This window comes from Bacteroides acidifaciens (assembly GCF_024623065.1).
Taxonomy (GTDB): domain Bacteria; phylum Bacteroidota; class Bacteroidia; order Bacteroidales; family Bacteroidaceae; genus Bacteroides; species Bacteroides acidifaciens.
Map to the genome: position 1 here is coordinate 40,123 of NZ_JANJZR010000007.1, position 14,279 is coordinate 54,401.

Here is a 14,279-nt window from a genome sequence, read left to right on the forward strand (position 1 = left end):
GATTTTTGGTTCTTTTTGAATTATTTCTTTTTTGACGGATGCTCTTCTGCATTACCCTTGATGAATATGGAAACGATTGAAATCAGAACGGCTCCTCCCATTATACCGGCAAACCAAGGCTTGTCCAAATACAAAGCATAACCCGTGACTGCCGAAAAGACAAGGATACAAAGAAAGGCAAAGAACATTCCCCACCAATTCATTCTGCCGATACGCCCTTCCGACTTTTTTATAATCTGAAACTTCTGCTTATCCATTGCATGACGATGCGCTTGTTCTTTGACCGAAGCATCAATCAGATAGTCCACTATCCGGGGATCGATATTTTTATATGCCTGCAACTCGCTTGGCGAGGGTAAACAATTATCATCTACCGTAAAAGTCTGCTCCAATTGCTTGCCCATACCTTCATTGGTAGAGACTTGCGTTTCTTTCTGTTTGATTTCCTGTTTCCCCATTATTATTCTACAGCCAATTTAGACAATGCTTTACGAACATCACTTCCTACCGATTGGCGATCGCGCAATAAATTCGCCTTATCATCGGAGCGTTTTTCTTCCTTTCCAAACATCTCCTTTTTCAGTTCATCAATAGCAGCCGATTCGTCACAATACCGACCTTGGGAAGCTGAACGAAACGTATCCGCCCCTCTCTTCAAGAACCGACCGATTTCTTTTACTACACACATATTTGCCTCCTTTTTTATTGATAATATCTCAAAAACACCTGCCTGCCCCAAAAGGTTCGTCCGGCAGGAGTATGCTTGTTACATTTAAACACGCTACAAATAACGGCATTTTTCTCCATTCAAACAATATTTTTTTATTAAAAATGAGAAAACAGCCGTTTCCATTATAAACGAAACGGCTGTCTCTTTGTTTTTTAAAACGTGCTTTATTTATCTGTTAGAGAGGCTTAGTCTCTTCTATCGAATATCTCAAAGCTTGCAGGAAATTGATGTTTTCCTGCAAGAAATAGACATTGGTGGCCGGATCGTCCAGTTGTGTAAACCAATCCGCCATCCTCGCTATCACACGGTCGATGCCGGCAACTGTCTTCTCCGGAGAAGACCAGGAACTGAAATAAGCCTGCATCTCTGTCATATCATATTGTTTTTCCATAATGAACCTCCTTGCTTTTTTTTCGGTTAATACATTTCTTCTGCAAACGGTAAGAACTGCTGGACATTGCGCATATTGCCACGAAGGACAATCAACTTGCGTTCGTCCTCAAGCAACTTTACCAGCTCTGGTGTAACGAAGTTGCGTCCGAAAACCTTAATAAAGTATTGGGGATAATTGCGGCGGCGTTTCTGTACCGAGCCGCTACGGGTGCTGAAACCTATGGCACGAAGCATATCCGAATAAGGATAAAGCACTTTGCCGTCATAGAACATACCTTGTACACCGTTCTTGACCATGATGGAGGGAGTGGCATAAATGCCATTTCTACGGAGTGATGGAAGTACTTCTTTCGTTACCCATTTGCGGAAGGACTTGGCAGTAGGTTTTCTGGACTGAAATATTAGCGCATACAATCCGGATTCGTTAACCGCTGATATACACTGTTTTCCCCCAAGGGTGTCCAGTACTACCGACACCCTTTCGTCATCGTCTAATCGAGCGATAGCATCACGATATTGACTAATACCTATAGCCAAGCAAATATCCTTCGCCACAAACCAAGGTTGCCCGTTAATCACTTGTGCGCGGATACACACGTTGGAAGTCTCTTCGATGAAACGTTGCAGGTCTGTCGCCTGCATTTCTTTTTCTTTGTTCATAATTTGATGTAATTTAATAGCATTGTGTGGATAGTTAAAAATAACGGCATCCACTTCCCGCTGCTAAAGTTCTTACATCAGGACTTGCACAGGTCATTACAACCTATGCACGGGGTTAGATGCCGCCATACTATGATGGTTCGCACCGGGGCATAAAAAAAGCCCGAATGCGACGCATTGGACAGATGACTCCGTCCTGATGTTAAAAACTTTAGCGTCGCAAAGATGCGAATTCTTTTTGAATATCCAACACGCTTGCCGAATATTTTTTTGCTTTTCCACTCTCTAAAGTTACGAAAAAACAGGGAGAAAAGCAAGCGTAAATCCCTGTTTTTCGGGGTTACAAGGAGGTTCATGGAGAGTCTTTCGTTCCCGGATAGGCAGTCAAACCACACCGGGATAATGTTCAGTCCACCTGATAGAGTTTGCATCCCGTCTTCTCCTTGGCACGGAGCAGGAAGTTGGCCGCCTCGTCGCTGTCCACCACCAGCCTAATGGCGGTCAGCCCTTCGGTGCGGGGCTTCTGTAGGAACAGAGAACAGGGCTGGTTGTAGTAGTTCCAGTAGAAGATGAACTCCGCCAGGTGGAAGTTGTCTATCTGCACGATGTATTTTACGGGAATTCGCTGCATGGTTTTACTTCCTCCTTCCGTCACTGTCCAGCGTAGGCTCGCTCCATCCGTTCAATCTCCTCCACACATGCCAGCCATCCGGGAAAACCTCCGATGTTTTTGTCATCGATATAGCAATGGGCATATATCTTTTTCCCGCCTTCTCCATATTTAGCGACATTTTCAGGATCATGGTCGTTTACACGGTCGAACGGAATCTTGCGTTCCAACAGCCAGTTGATGGCATCCAATAACTGCTCACCGGTACGGCACGTCCAAATAATGATTTTATGTCCTTCATCATGTAATTTCCGGAGCGATTCGCCAGCGTATGGTTGCTCCCCGTCAATAGCCGGGAATTTTCCCCGGCTAATGGTTCCGTCAAAGTCAACTGCTATAATCATAATCTACAGAATGAAGGTTCAATGCGACGCCATACTCCGTTCTCGTCACGCTTATGGAAATAGTAATTAGTTGCGGTTTTATACACGACATTGCTTTCTTTGAACAATTGCATGATAGCCGCATATTCTTCATCAAAACGTGACTCCAGTTCATACAACTTGCTTATAGACTTATAGTCCAAATCTCCCTGACGGTTACGTTCGAGAAGCGTCATCGCCATTTGATACATCGGGTCATCGACTCCTTTTTCCGAATGGGCTATATAATTCTTCAGGTAGTCAATCAGCCTTTCGGCAGCGAGATCGGCACGTTCATCAAAACTTTTCACCTTATTGCTTTTTACCTCCAGTTTGAAGTTCCCGTCTACTACTGAAAATGTGGCGGTCTCTTCACCCTGACGCATACGGAGCTGACCGTATTCACGCATCACGTTGCGGAAAGCCTTGCTTTCACCCACAATCCAATCATAAAAGCCCTGAACGTCATTCACCACTGGCATGAGTTTACTTTCCACATCGAACATGAATTGATGTCTCAATGCTTCGTAGGTTTCTTTCTGCCGGATGGACTCTGTTTTTTCTTCTTCTTTAAGTTTACACAACAGTTCCGCCTTTTCTTCTTTTGACAATTTACTAATATCCATACTATTAATTTTTTAAATGATTGATTACAATTTGATTTTATATACTTCTTTCAGTTCCCGTTCCTTGTTCTCTTGCTCGATGAAGAGTGCCGTCCTCCGGTCTGTCAGCCCGGCAAACTCATTGCGGTCCAGATTGCCGGCATACAGCCGATCGTGTATGGCATCCAGCTCACCGGGAATCTTGTCAAGCCGATCCAGTAATTCATTAATCCGGTTAATCCGGTGTTGTTCCGCACTAATATCCGCCATCTTCTTTCTTCTTTAATATTGACTCCAGTTTCGGTATCAACAGGAGAAGTTCTTCCCCGTCCAGTTCGCGAAACTTCTTTCCTGCTATCCGGACATCAAGGCAAAACGCATTCACCGCTCCCCAGTCCGTTGTGTCGATTCCGATCCGCTGCACTCTCTTCAGGACAGCCGATCTGCGTCTCCTTATTTCCCGTTCGGTGATAGTCAAATCCCGGTTTTCTTTTTTTGCACCGTTCAGATACCCGCAGAGATACATTGCCTCGCTGTATGTCAACTCTTTTGTGGTATTTGTCCGTCCGTCTGTCAGGTCAAGCAGGATAGCCCGCTTTTGTTCGTCATCAATGCCTTGTGCGCTGTATATGATATGCAGGCGTTTGATAAGGCTCTTACTGATAGGTTTCTTCATCTTCTGTTCCATCATTATCGCTTTTAATATTTTCAATCCAATATTTTTGATACCCTTCCGCCCATACTATGTAATATCCGCGTGAACCTCCTTTGCCACGTCCGATAAATGTTGCCTTGAAATGTTCCACGTAGATTCTTTTAAAGCTGTCACGTTTCACGTCATAGGCTGTTTTTCCTTCCACCTCGCGCCCGTCTACATGAGAGATGAAGACAAATATCTTTCGCGGATACTTCTTGCGCAGGCGGATTATTTCGGGGGCTTTCGCTCCCCCTTGCTGCTCGAAGTATTGTATGGAGTCTATCATTATCACGTCCGGGCTGCGTTGCTTTGACAGGTATTCGTCCAGTTCTGTGATGGTGGCTTCATCCGAATAGATTATATTATTCGTTTTACTATGAATGCCGACACTAAGAACGGAATTCACGAAGTCGTCGCACGCGCCCATTTCAAGTGTTAAATAAAGAACCCGGAGCCCCATTTCATCAAATTTGCGTGCCAGCTGCAGAGCGAAAGAACTTTTTCCTTGTCCCGACTTTCCGTAAATGATCCAGCAACCGGATTTTTCCGGACGACCGAATGCCAGATACCATTCACCGTCAAAATCAATATATTCATGTCGGATGTCTTCCAGGTTCTTCTGACTCCAAACTTTCATGCCAGTTCTCCACGCTCGATTTGTTGTTTGATTATACGGTCTTCGATCATGCCGGACAGTTCACGCAAATCATCGGTAAACCAAACATATTTTCCCGGTACAGGTTCTTTTTTCTCTTTATTCAACTTTCCCCAAATGTTTTCCTGTTCCTCCGTATCATTGATCCCGTTTGCCGCGCAGATGGCTTTGACATCCTTCTTTGTGGCTCCCAGCAGTGTGATATAGTTGCGGCAAAATCTGCCGTCTATTTCGTCGTATCCTTCTATGCGACCGACATAACGCTTTATATTGCGTTCCAGCGTCTCCGTTCCGGCTACGATAGCCCCCATACGGTGTAAAGTGTCATCATATAGAGGTATAAGCGTGCAGAGGGCACTGTGCGCCAGTTTCCCGGCATCGTCAAGGATTAACAAGGGGGATTTTCCAGCCATACGGTTAATGTGTGAAACAATCAAGTCCATAAGGTCATCGTTATCCATATAGCGCGTCACCGTTTCCCCCATGCATGTGGCTAACTTGGTCAGGAATTTGCGTGCCGTCCACTTCCGGCATTTCAGATATATGACTGAATTATCGGCACTCATGTTATAAAGGTCTATGAGGGATTGAGTCTTCCCACTGCCGGATCGGGAAGATATGCACATCCATTTGTGATTCCGCTTGGCTGCCACGAACGCGGTGCGCACCTGTTGGTAACTGGTGACGCTTTCCACTACATTCCAGGCGTTCTCGTAATAATTAAGACCGGAAGCAATCTTTTCTGCAATGGAGTCTTCATTCGCTCCATACTTGCCGCTTCTGAATTGGGACATGGCGGTGTCCGATATTCCACATTTACGCGCCAACTCCGTTGCGGATGAACCACGATTGATTAACTTCTCTATGTACGTTTTTAATGCTTGATTATCCATGTTGTATATCTTTTAAATTGTTTTTAAATCATCTTGAAAAATTCATATCCAGCGGGTTGTAGTCGTAATCTTCATCGTCTGTTCCGGTAGAAGCCATTGCTACACTTTGCCGGGTGATATGTTGGGTCACTTCCATGAAGTCCGCGTCCGTGGCGTCATCCCTCATTTTCGACCGGACATCCTTGTGCTGTCCCAAGCTGTCAGTTATCAGGTAACGGTCAAGAACTGTCCCTGCGGCTATTTCGGGGATACGCTGGCAAATAGTGGTGATTCGCTTGTCTACGTCTTTCACTTTCTTCTTCACGGTTTCCACCATTTCTTTGTTGAACTTGTCAACACGTGCCCGGTATTCAAAATGTTCCGGTTTCTGATCAACCAAAGCCATCGGAACTTTGATATCGCGTTGCAGTACGTATTGCAATGTCCCAATCTCTTTGTCTACACGACCGGATTTCAGGCGTTTTGCATTCGATACAAGCACCTGACTCATATCGTCCGGGTCAAAGCGTACTATCCAGTCTTCGTTGTAATGGTCGCGGAGAGAAAGGTCGAAACTGTCGAAGCAGATTCGTTCACCCATGAACTCGATAAACAGCCCCGAACCAGTAATCTTATTTGTACGTCCGGTGGTTTCTCCCATGAGCATCAGATATTCCTCGATTCCGAAAGGCATTTTGCGGGCTTCTTCGGTACGTTCCCATGCAGCGCGGTAAGCATCTATCTTCTTTGCCCGTTCCTGCGCTATAATAGCTTCCAATTGTGCAATAACGGTGGCTTCATCCGGGATGAACTTGTGATTTTGGTTTAATACTTCCAAATTAGGCTGGTTATCTTTGTCGGCAGTGATACCGAAGCCCGACCAGTTCGCCTGTTTTTGGCAGTATTCCACATTCAGGTGTTTGAAATAGGGTTCTACTATTTTGGACTTTGCATTTCCCAAAGCGGCTGGTGTATAATACTTAGTCATGGCTTCATAGAAGGGAACCATCACCTTCTTTTGATAATTGTCGCTTTGTAGTTGTAAAGGCTTATAGCGTTCGCCAAATAGTTCTTTGGTATGTTGTATTGCGTTTCGTAATGCTTCACGGATAAGCGCGGGAGACTCATGATCACCAATGGCGTATCCGACCGGATATTTTTCACAGGCATCAAGTACGACTACCATCGTTTTCCGGTTGGTATAAGTGGTGTACATATATCTCTTTTCTTCACCGTTTTTCTTTACCGTTTTGGGAGTCTTTTTCTGATAGAACAGTTCCGCATCCCATCCGTCCAGCGTCCAGTAAGTAAGTGCCTGTGTCGGGGCTTCGCGGTGTATCTGTTTCATGCGTGTGTTCTTCAGGGCTTTGCTTCCCTTGTTCCCCGCCATTGTTGTGAGAGCAAATTTTTGTCTCCAGTTCTCAACAGTGGTAGGACTGTCGATCAGTTTCCAATCCATCAGGGAAGCCACCTTGTTGTATTCCTCCATGATTTGGACATTATTCAGATTGTTATGCATACTTATTAATTTATGCATCACCGCTTTTGCGTCCTCGTTCAGTACGACTGCCGCGTATTTGTTGCCATACGATTTATGGATGACACTGCGATAGCCTTCTTCCTCGCTGATCCGTCGTGCCGCTTCATATTGCTCGCATTTACGTTTCAAAGCCTTCCAGTTCTTCGGCAGGTTATGAGGAAAAATATCACGCCCGTTCGGGTCTTTCAGCGTTAGTAGGTCATTGCTCAACTTGCAGAGCTTTTCCCAAACGTTGATGCGCGTACCGCCACCACCTATCGAGTTGGCTTTACGGCCATCGCGGAGGGAGAGAAGTGCGTTCATGATGCGTACATTCAGGGTATATTCGTCAATCTTCGCAGGGGGAAGTTTCTTGTCACCGTCATAGCGGTATTTTACACTGAAAAACTCGTAGGCGGCATTACTGTAGACAATCGCATCTTCCAGTATGGATTTCTGTGTTTTAGCGGCAATTTCCGCACGGGGATCACCATACACTTGGATGTACTTGTTTTTAATGTCTTGTCTCATAGTCTCAAAATCTACAAGGGCAGAGCTACCGGGAGTGCCACGACGAAGAACAATGATTTGATTTCTGTTTTTCATCGTATAAAATGAGCCTTCAGGAACAAATCCTTTTTCACTTCCAATGTTCGATTTAGAATTGAATAGTATAATCTCATTCGCAAACACACAAACTCGGTTATTAAAAATCTCAGCCATAACATTTTCATTAACTATTAGCGCAAGCCCCGGCACCGCCCCGAAGTTGTGGCTACTTCCCCTCTTTTCACCCGTTCCCATTGAAAACCTGTCCTAACACCATTAAATAATACCATGACAAATTCAATCTGAAACCATGAGTCTGTGTTATCCCGAAATACGGGGAAGTTCCTTGCTTGCATACTTGTTTTACTATTCGTCCTTTTCCGAACGGAATTCCCTTTCAAGGATGGTCACTATCGTGAAACAGGCAATGACAAAAGCCGCCTGCACATTAGAGGCAGACACCTCAATCCTGTCAACCAATGAAACGGTAGTTATTATCCCGACCGCTATCAACACATTCTGAATCACTCTAAATGTTTTCATACACTATATCGTTTTTCTTGTTCTACATTCATTTCTCTAAAAAGGCTATTCCTATTCATCCCGAACCGGAATAGTTTTGCTACATTTGTAGCCAATATGGAAAATAATAATTCAATCTGTTATGAATACTAAAGTTAAATTCATTGTGTCATTTAAACTGACAAATAGCGAGAAAGAAGTTCTACCGGCAATGAGCGAACCTTTTGAGAGTGTGTTAGAACGTTTCCTACTAACTCATTCCGTTCATTTCGAACATCCCCACCGGAATACAAAGTCAGCTTCTCTTTATGCTGTGTACACCATAGAGGTTGAGGTTCACCAGCCTGCGGCTGTATTTTATTTTGGTAAACTGATAGAAGGGGAAGCTGGTATACTTCAACTGTTTGATGAAGGCGTTGAGTCTTTCTCTTTTCGGGTTGAGTAAATTTCTTATTCATACTAAGTCGTTTTATAAATTACTACTTGTTTTGAAATGTTCTTTGATGATTTGGAATCTAAACTTGTATCAGACCAAGAAATATACAAGAGTATACTCCGAGATGTAAAATGTCCTGTTCATAAGCTAAAGGCATGTATCATCTATGATTACGACAATGACTTCACTTATGCCCATATTACGAAATGCTGTTGTCCTCAATTTGCCCAAATAGTGGCGAATACGATCCGTAAAACGGAGACTATTGATATAGTAGTAATTGACGACTGTGAATATACTCGCTGAATTGGACAACTTTCTCACTGAAACCCGGCACGTGTCACCAACCATGAACAGTCTCTCCTTGAATCTGGCATGGTTGCCGAGGCGTAGCACATCATCTGCTGTCAAGTTATCACCCATGACAATGGCTTGAAAAATGATGCGATCTATACGTTTCAAAATCTTATTCTTTTGCATTACTGATTTTTATTTATTGCTTATTACTCTTGTTACATTTCCGTGAGAATCCAAAACCTTCACTGCCTGTTTCATTTCGTCTGTCACATCAATAATCTGTACTAAGGTTCCACCATTAATCAAAGCTGCTTCTCTAATTTTGCGAGCCTGTTCACTATTTCTGCGGAACAATAACGCCTGACTTACGTTCTGTACACTGACTTTAAAGGTCTTTGCAAGCATAGCTTTACCAGCTGCGTTTAATTCAATTTTCTGTCTCATATATCTATCTCATTAGTTTTTTCCGTATATTTGGAGCTGTTTCAAAGAAACATGCTGCAAATATACACACTTTGTGGATAAATACAAATAAATAACAATTAAAAATCTACATTTTGTAGATAAAATATATTTGATTCATGGATAAAACAAGTATGTTAGAAGCTATTATTAGCTACTATACGGAAGGAAATAAAGCAAAATTTGCTTGTCTATTAGGAGTCTCTCCACAGACTATCAGTGCGTGGGGGACTAGAAATACATTTGATTCCGAATTGATATATACAAAATGTATAGGTATATCTGCTGATTGGCTTCTTACCGGTGAAGGTTCTATGCTTCGTAGTGATCAAACACAATCATCTTCTTCACAAAACATAGAAGTAGTATCTAATTCTGGGACACCATCTATTAATGATTCTTTCATATATAAAATGTATAAAGAGAAGGATGAAGAAAATAGAGTATTAATTAGGGAGAATGGTCGCCTCGAAGAACGTATACATGTTCTTGAGTCTAAACTTCAAGAATGCCAATCTGCGCTAGAACTTAACATAGGACATCCTAAGGATTTAAACAGTGCGAAGGATGCTTCTATCAAGAAACATTCTTCGCAATCCAATCAAAATGCCGGCTCTGTCATTGCCCCCTTAAAGGATTTATAGTAATTACAATAAATTGAGTTTATCAAATAACTGATAATCAAATACATATAAGAATATGTAAGTTCATTAAAGATGTATTATAGGTATTAACTCAACGTGCAAAAGTGTAATATAGGTGCAAACTCAAAATCATAAATGCACTTTTTTGAATGGGTGTTGAATGGGTATTATTCACATTTTGTTTTATATATTGAATGGGTGTTGAATGGGTGTTATCATGAATATGCTGTTTTTAACTATAAATTAACAGAATATACCAAGGTACCTCTTTCAATATATGGTTTCAGTTCCTAGCATTATTATTTATAACAATTCAATCGCAAACACTTGTATATAATAATTATATGCACTTATTTTGTGTTTGAAATATAAAATAGATAAGTTATGACGAAGATTATACATGTTCATTTGATATTTGAGAAGAAAGACTTTTATTTTGGTAGTATAGCAGCTATCTACACCGTTCTAGACCCTGATAGAATAGGGGTTAAATTGAATACACTACGCAATGCTGGGCTATCTGATGGTAGTGTGTACCCTACTAAAAAAGCCATAATAAAACAATCACACCTTATCAGAAGCAAACAGGAATAGCCATTTTCTGGCTTATATTGGCACTTTTTCCACTAAACAAAAGGCTACGTGCATTGTCAATATTGACGCACGTAGCCTTTTTATTTGCCCAAAACTAGAACGATTCACCATTCGTTCTTTCCATCTTCTTTCATGCCCTTTATAAAATGGCTTTTCCCGATCGGTTATGATGGAAGCAACACGGAAATAACCGGAAGCAAAATGGAACGAACGGAACTTTTTGTTTTCTTCAAAATATATCGGATCAACAGCTTTCAATCCCCGATGTGCAGGGAGTTCCACGCGATTCGCTTCACATTTCACTCATGTCATATTTTGTATTGAGCCCCGTACTTTTTGAAAAACAAGTTAAAAAAGGAAGAAAATCAAGAATGGTACTTCGTTGTTCGTTTCCTCGCTGCCACAGGTGCAAGAGTTAGCGAACTAATACAAATGAAGGTTGAACATGTGCAAATGGGTTATTTTGACATCTATACCAAAGGTGGCAAGATACGCCGTATCTATATTCCTAAATCACTCCGAAAGGAAGCTACAGAGTGGCTCGATAATATCAATCGTACAAGCGGTTATCTATTCCTCAATCGCTTTGGCGAGCGTATCACCACCAGAGGTATTGCCCAGCAGTTAAAAAACTATGCCACAAAATATGGCTTAAACGAGAAAGTGGTTTATCCTCACTCGTTCCGTCATCGCTTTGCCAAGAATTTCTTGGAGAAGTTCAACGATATTTCTTTACTTGCCGACTTGATGGGGCATGAGAGCATTGAGACCACTCGTATTTATTTGAGGCGTAGCAGTGCCGAGCAGCAGGAGATTGTGGATAAGATTATAACTTGGTAAAAACAATTTATCTGCGTCGCTGTGAGTTTTTCGTCTTCTGTTCTCCCCAAGGGAGTTCAGAAGATGAACCTCCGCTACCTGTTCCGACATTGACTTGTGCCTGCCCACCTGTAGCAAGTTCAAAAGCCACTCCAAGTAAGTTGGCTTGCGCTTCATTGACCTGTTCCTGAGGCTCAAATACATCATTTATCAACTCATAGATGGTAGCTTCATCTTTGGTAAAACTTTTCCACATCGGATTGAGGCAATCAACATATTTTATAGAGTCGTATTTCTCATTACCTACCTGTGTCCAAATATGCAGACTGGGATTATTATAATTGGGGATGAAATGGTGGATAAGTTCCGCACCGGATGACAGACTGTAACGCTGAAGGTTAGCTTTACGGTCGAGCAGGTCAATGTGTAAGTTCAATTTATCTATAACAGAATCCTTTTCTTTGGATTGTCGGTCAGCTTTTTCTGCCATACGTATAGCCTTGTCTATCTCTTTTTGATAGCCGTTCCTTAATTGTTCAATCTCTCCCCTGTGTTTTTCTTTCAGTTGAGACTTTTCAGTCATGAGGGGTAAATGGTATAAAAAAATAGGGCATAACTCATTGAGTTACACCCTATATTCCTATTTGTAGTTATCGTTGTTTATCGCAACTTACTTCACTTCCTCAAAATCAGCATCCTGAACGTTATCTCCATGCTTGCTGTTGTCTTGCTGACCAGCACCACCGTTCATGTCAGGACCAGCCTGTGCACCACCTTGAGCACCACTTTGTGCATACATTTCAGCACTTGCAGCCTGGAAAGCAGTATTGATTTCTGCCATAGCAGAATCGATAGCAGCCAAATCCTGTGCCTTATGAGCATCTTTCAATTTCTGCAGAGCAGCTTCAATCGGAGCTTTCTTGTCAGCAGGCAGCTTATCGCCTAATTCCTTCAACTGATTTTCAGTTTGGAAGATTACGCTGTCAGCCTGGTTCAGCTTATCAATCTTTTCACGTTCTTTCTTGTCCGCTTCAGCATTAGCTTCAGCCTCAGCTTTCATCTTTTCGATTTCTTCCTTGCTCAAACCGCTGGAAGCTTCGATACGGATAGCTTGTTCCTTACCGGTAGCCTTATCTTTTGCAGATACTTTCAAGATACCGTTAGCGTCAATATCGAATGTAACCTCAATCTGAGGAACACCACGACGAGCTGGAGCAATACCTGTCAAGTTGAACTGACCGATTGATTTGTTCTGTGCAGCCATCGGACGTTCGCCCTGCAATACATGAATAGTAACTTCCGTCTGGTTATCGGCAGCAGTAGAGAATGTTTCACTCTTACGAGCCGGAATCGTAGTGTTAGCATCGATCAACTTAGTCATTACACCACCCAGTGTTTCGATACCCATTGACAACGGAGTAACATCCAACAATACTACACCCTTAATTTCGTCTGTCAAAACAGCACCCTGCACAGCAGCGCCAATAGCTACCACTTCATCCGGATTCACACCTTTAGAAGGAGCTTTACCAAAGAAATCTTCTACCAATTTCTGTACAGCTGGGATACGTGAAGAACCACCTACAAGGATTACTTCGTCAATATCAGCGTTGTTCAAGCCAGCGTCACTCATTGCTTTCTTACAAGGTTCAAGACAAGCCTGAATCAAATTATGAGCCAAAGATTCGAATTTTGCACGAGTCAAAGTCTTCACCAAGTGCTTAGGCACACCACCTACCGGCATGATATACGGCAAGTTGATTTCTGTACTTGTAGAAGAAGAAAGCTCAATCTTAGCTTTTTCAGCAGCTTCTTTCAGACGTTGCAAAGCCATCGGATCCTGAGTCAAGTCAGCACCTTCATCATTCTTGAATTCCTCAACCAACCAGTTGATGATTACTTGGTCGAAGTCATCACCACCCAGGTGAGTATCACCGTTTGTAGAAAGCACTTCGAATACACCGCCACCAAATTCAAGGATAGAAATATCGAATGTACCACCACCAAGGTCGAATACGGCAATCTTCATATCCTTGTGAGCCTTGTCAAGACCGTAAGCAAGAGCAGCGGCTGTCGGTTCATTTACAATACGTTTTACTTCCAGACCTGCAATCTGTCCGGCTTCTTTTGTAGCCTGACGTTGAGAGTCGGAGAAATAAGCAGGCACAGTGATAACCGCTTCTGTTACTTCCTGTCCGAGATAGTCTTCAGCAGTTTTCTTCATTTTCTGAAGAATCATTGCAGAGATTTCCTGCGGAGTATACAGACGTCCGTCGATGTCAACACGCGGAGTGTTATTATCACCTTTCACTACTTTATAAGGAACACGAGTCACTTCTTTTTGTACCTGATCCCAAGTTTCACCCATGAAACGTTTGATAGAGAAAATTGTACGTGTAGGGTTCGTAATAGCCTGACGTTTTGCAGGATCACCTATCTTACGTTCGCCACCATCCACAAAAGCAACTACTGAAGGAGTTGTACGTTTACCTTCGCTGTTTGCAATTACTACCGGTTCGTTACCTTCAAATACAGAAACACAAGAGTTTGTTGTTCCTAAGTCAATACCAATAATTTTTCCCATGATCGTTATTTTTTTTATTTATTATTATTCAATGATTCCTTTTTGTCCGGTTGTTTCTCTGCTCGATATTATGAGCTTCGTCCCGAACGGACGCTTATTAAAAAGCAAACCGTGTGCCAAAAAGAAATTATACGAATGCATGACATAATATCTGCCAAAAAGACAGTTTTAATAAATAAACACTGCTGACATAGTCACACCCGGACTCA

19 protein-coding genes and 2 pseudogenes are annotated in these 14,279 nt (G+C 42.4%); 4 read left to right on the plus strand and 17 right to left on the minus strand.

The genetic code is table 11. The features are described 5' to 3' along the window. Positions 1 to 20: 20 nt before the first annotated feature. The 13 genes from NSB03_RS03305 to NSB03_RS03365 form a co-directional block, all read right to left on the minus strand. Positions 21 to 458, minus strand: a complete 438-nt coding sequence (locus tag NSB03_RS03305) for a DUF2335 domain-containing protein (RefSeq protein WP_024986485.1) — start codon at positions 456 to 458, stop codon at positions 21 to 23. Positions 459 to 460: 2 nt separating this feature from the next. After that, the gene (locus NSB03_RS03310; protein WP_024986484.1) at positions 461 to 688 is read right to left on the minus strand and encodes a hypothetical protein; all 228 of its coding nucleotides are present in this window, start codon (positions 686 to 688) and stop codon (positions 461 to 463) included. Between the two features lie 217 nt (positions 689 to 905). Beyond that, positions 906 to 1,121, minus strand: coding sequence for a hypothetical protein (locus NSB03_RS03315; protein WP_024986483.1), 216 nt, complete (start codon positions 1,119 to 1,121; stop codon positions 906 to 908). A gap of 26 nt (positions 1,122 to 1,147) precedes the next feature. Then, positions 1,148 to 1,783 carry a BRO-N domain-containing protein gene (locus NSB03_RS20960; RefSeq protein ID WP_242357542.1) on the minus strand — a complete coding sequence of 212 codons (636 nt, stop codon included), beginning with the start codon at positions 1,781 to 1,783 and terminating at the stop codon, positions 1,148 to 1,150. 406 nt (positions 1,784 to 2,189) lie between these two features. Further along, on the minus strand, positions 2,190 to 2,414 hold the full coding sequence (locus NSB03_RS03325) for a hypothetical protein (RefSeq protein ID WP_024986481.1): 225 nt from the start codon (positions 2,412 to 2,414) through the stop codon (positions 2,190 to 2,192). A gap of 20 nt (positions 2,415 to 2,434) precedes the next feature. Continuing rightward, on the minus strand, positions 2,435 to 2,797 hold the full coding sequence (locus NSB03_RS03330) for a hypothetical protein (RefSeq protein ID WP_024986480.1): 363 nt from the start codon (positions 2,795 to 2,797) through the stop codon (positions 2,435 to 2,437). Further along, positions 2,794 to 3,441 carry a DUF3164 family protein gene (locus NSB03_RS03335; RefSeq protein WP_024986479.1) on the minus strand — a complete coding sequence of 216 codons (648 nt, stop codon included), beginning with the start codon at positions 3,439 to 3,441 and terminating at the stop codon, positions 2,794 to 2,796. Before NSB03_RS03335 ends, NSB03_RS03330 begins: the two co-directional genes overlap by 4 nt. 24 nt (positions 3,442 to 3,465) lie before the next feature. Then, positions 3,466 to 3,690 carry a hypothetical protein gene (locus NSB03_RS03340; protein ID WP_024986478.1) on the minus strand — a complete coding sequence of 75 codons (225 nt, stop codon included), beginning with the start codon at positions 3,688 to 3,690 and terminating at the stop codon, positions 3,466 to 3,468. Beyond that, positions 3,677 to 4,111 carry a hypothetical protein gene (locus NSB03_RS03345; protein WP_024986477.1) on the minus strand — a complete coding sequence of 145 codons (435 nt, stop codon included), beginning with the start codon at positions 4,109 to 4,111 and terminating at the stop codon, positions 3,677 to 3,679. The genes NSB03_RS03340 and NSB03_RS03345 overlap by 14 nt, the downstream gene beginning before the upstream one ends. After that, positions 4,077 to 4,754: an ATP-binding protein gene (locus NSB03_RS03350; protein WP_008766303.1), complete on the minus strand. Its 678-nt coding sequence runs from the start codon at positions 4,752 to 4,754 to the stop codon at positions 4,077 to 4,079. The genes NSB03_RS03345 and NSB03_RS03350 overlap by 35 nt, the downstream gene beginning before the upstream one ends. Continuing rightward, a complete protein-coding gene (locus NSB03_RS03355; protein ID WP_242357545.1) occupies positions 4,751 to 5,665 on the minus strand; it encodes an ATP-binding protein in 915 nt (304 codons plus the stop codon). The genes NSB03_RS03350 and NSB03_RS03355 overlap by 4 nt, the downstream gene beginning before the upstream one ends. Positions 5,666 to 5,693: 28 nt before the next feature. Continuing rightward, complete coding sequence (locus NSB03_RS03360; protein WP_024986476.1) at positions 5,694 to 7,886, minus strand: hypothetical protein; 2,193 nt, start codon at positions 7,884 to 7,886, stop codon at positions 5,694 to 5,696. A gap of 192 nt (positions 7,887 to 8,078) precedes the next feature. Then, positions 8,079 to 8,255, minus strand: a complete 177-nt coding sequence (locus NSB03_RS03365) for a hypothetical protein (RefSeq protein WP_242357547.1) — start codon at positions 8,253 to 8,255, stop codon at positions 8,079 to 8,081. Between the two features lie 121 nt (positions 8,256 to 8,376). Between NSB03_RS03365 and NSB03_RS03370 the strand changes: the two genes are divergently transcribed. After that, positions 8,377 to 8,679, plus strand: a complete 303-nt coding sequence (locus NSB03_RS03370) for a hypothetical protein (RefSeq protein WP_024986475.1) — start codon at positions 8,377 to 8,379, stop codon at positions 8,677 to 8,679. A 138-nt stretch (positions 8,680 to 8,817) separates the two neighbouring features. Here the strand turns inward: NSB03_RS03370 and NSB03_RS03375 are convergent, their stop codons facing one another. Both NSB03_RS03375 and NSB03_RS03380 read right to left on the minus strand, forming a co-directional pair. Then, complete coding sequence (locus NSB03_RS03375; protein ID WP_128824241.1) at positions 8,818 to 9,132, minus strand: hypothetical protein; 315 nt, start codon at positions 9,130 to 9,132, stop codon at positions 8,818 to 8,820. A gap of 27 nt (positions 9,133 to 9,159) precedes the next feature. Beyond that, positions 9,160 to 9,411 carry a hypothetical protein gene (locus NSB03_RS03380; RefSeq protein ID WP_024986473.1) on the minus strand — a complete coding sequence of 84 codons (252 nt, stop codon included), beginning with the start codon at positions 9,409 to 9,411 and terminating at the stop codon, positions 9,160 to 9,162. Between the two features lie 137 nt (positions 9,412 to 9,548). Between NSB03_RS03380 and NSB03_RS03385 the strand changes: the two genes are divergently transcribed. The 3 genes and pseudogenes from NSB03_RS03385 to NSB03_RS03395 form a co-directional block, all read left to right on the plus strand. After that, positions 9,549 to 10,073: a helix-turn-helix domain-containing protein gene (locus NSB03_RS03385; protein WP_024986472.1), complete on the plus strand. Its 525-nt coding sequence runs from the start codon at positions 9,549 to 9,551 to the stop codon at positions 10,071 to 10,073. A 384-nt stretch (positions 10,074 to 10,457) separates the two neighbouring features. Then, a complete protein-coding gene (locus NSB03_RS03390) occupies positions 10,458 to 10,667 on the plus strand; it encodes a hypothetical protein (protein ID WP_024986471.1) in 210 nt (69 codons plus the stop codon). A 333-nt stretch (positions 10,668 to 11,000) separates the two neighbouring features. Continuing rightward, positions 11,001 to 11,507, plus strand: a pseudogene (locus NSB03_RS03395) (tyrosine-type recombinase/integrase); the annotation flags it as partial. A gap of 7 nt (positions 11,508 to 11,514) precedes the next feature. Here the strand turns inward: NSB03_RS03395 and NSB03_RS03400 are convergent. Continuing rightward, a pseudogene (locus tag NSB03_RS03400) lies at positions 11,515 to 12,072 on the minus strand (MobV family relaxase); the annotation flags it as partial. Between the two features lie 84 nt (positions 12,073 to 12,156). Next, positions 12,157 to 14,070, minus strand: a complete 1,914-nt coding sequence (dnaK, locus tag NSB03_RS03405) for a molecular chaperone DnaK (protein WP_024986469.1) — start codon at positions 14,068 to 14,070, stop codon at positions 12,157 to 12,159. Positions 14,071 to 14,279 lie beyond the last annotated feature (209 nt).

Coding starts and splice junctions, on each gene's coding strand:
- NSB03_RS20960 (WP_242357542.1), bottom strand. CDS start 1,783: ATGAACAAAGAAAAAGAAATGCAGGCGACAGACCTGCAACGTTTCATC.
- NSB03_RS03380 (WP_024986473.1), bottom strand. CDS start 9,411: ATGAGACAGAAAATTGAATTAAACGCAGCTGGTAAAGCTATGCTTGCA.
- NSB03_RS03335 (WP_024986479.1), bottom strand. CDS start 3,441: ATGGATATTAGTAAATTGTCAAAAGAAGAAAAGGCGGAACTGTTGTGT.
- NSB03_RS03325 (WP_024986481.1), bottom strand. CDS start 2,414: ATGCAGCGAATTCCCGTAAAATACATCGTGCAGATAGACAACTTCCAC.
- NSB03_RS03360 (WP_024986476.1), bottom strand. CDS start 7,886: ATGGCTGAGATTTTTAATAACCGAGTTTGTGTGTTTGCGAATGAGATT.
- NSB03_RS03345 (WP_024986477.1), bottom strand. CDS start 4,111: ATGATGGAACAGAAGATGAAGAAACCTATCAGTAAGAGCCTTATCAAA.
- NSB03_RS03340 (WP_024986478.1), bottom strand. CDS start 3,690: ATGGCGGATATTAGTGCGGAACAACACCGGATTAACCGGATTAATGAA.
- NSB03_RS03385 (WP_024986472.1), top strand. CDS start 9,549: ATGGATAAAACAAGTATGTTAGAAGCTATTATTAGCTACTATACGGAA.
- NSB03_RS03305 (WP_024986485.1), bottom strand. CDS start 458: ATGGGGAAACAGGAAATCAAACAGAAAGAAACGCAAGTCTCTACCAAT.
- dnaK (WP_024986469.1), bottom strand. CDS start 14,070: ATGGGAAAAATTATTGGTATTGACTTAGGAACAACAAACTCTTGTGTT.
- NSB03_RS03330 (WP_024986480.1), bottom strand. CDS start 2,797: ATGATTATAGCAGTTGACTTTGACGGAACCATTAGCCGGGGAAAATTC.
- NSB03_RS03355 (WP_242357545.1), bottom strand. CDS start 5,665: ATGGATAATCAAGCATTAAAAACGTACATAGAGAAGTTAATCAATCGT.
- NSB03_RS03365 (WP_242357547.1), bottom strand. CDS start 8,255: ATGAAAACATTTAGAGTGATTCAGAATGTGTTGATAGCGGTCGGGATA.
- NSB03_RS03370 (WP_024986475.1), top strand. CDS start 8,377: ATGAATACTAAAGTTAAATTCATTGTGTCATTTAAACTGACAAATAGC.
- NSB03_RS03310 (WP_024986484.1), bottom strand. CDS start 688: ATGTGTGTAGTAAAAGAAATCGGTCGGTTCTTGAAGAGAGGGGCGGAT.
- NSB03_RS03315 (WP_024986483.1), bottom strand. CDS start 1,121: ATGGAAAAACAATATGATATGACAGAGATGCAGGCTTATTTCAGTTCC.
- NSB03_RS03350 (WP_008766303.1), bottom strand. CDS start 4,754: ATGAAAGTTTGGAGTCAGAAGAACCTGGAAGACATCCGACATGAATAT.
- NSB03_RS03390 (WP_024986471.1), top strand. CDS start 10,458: ATGACGAAGATTATACATGTTCATTTGATATTTGAGAAGAAAGACTTT.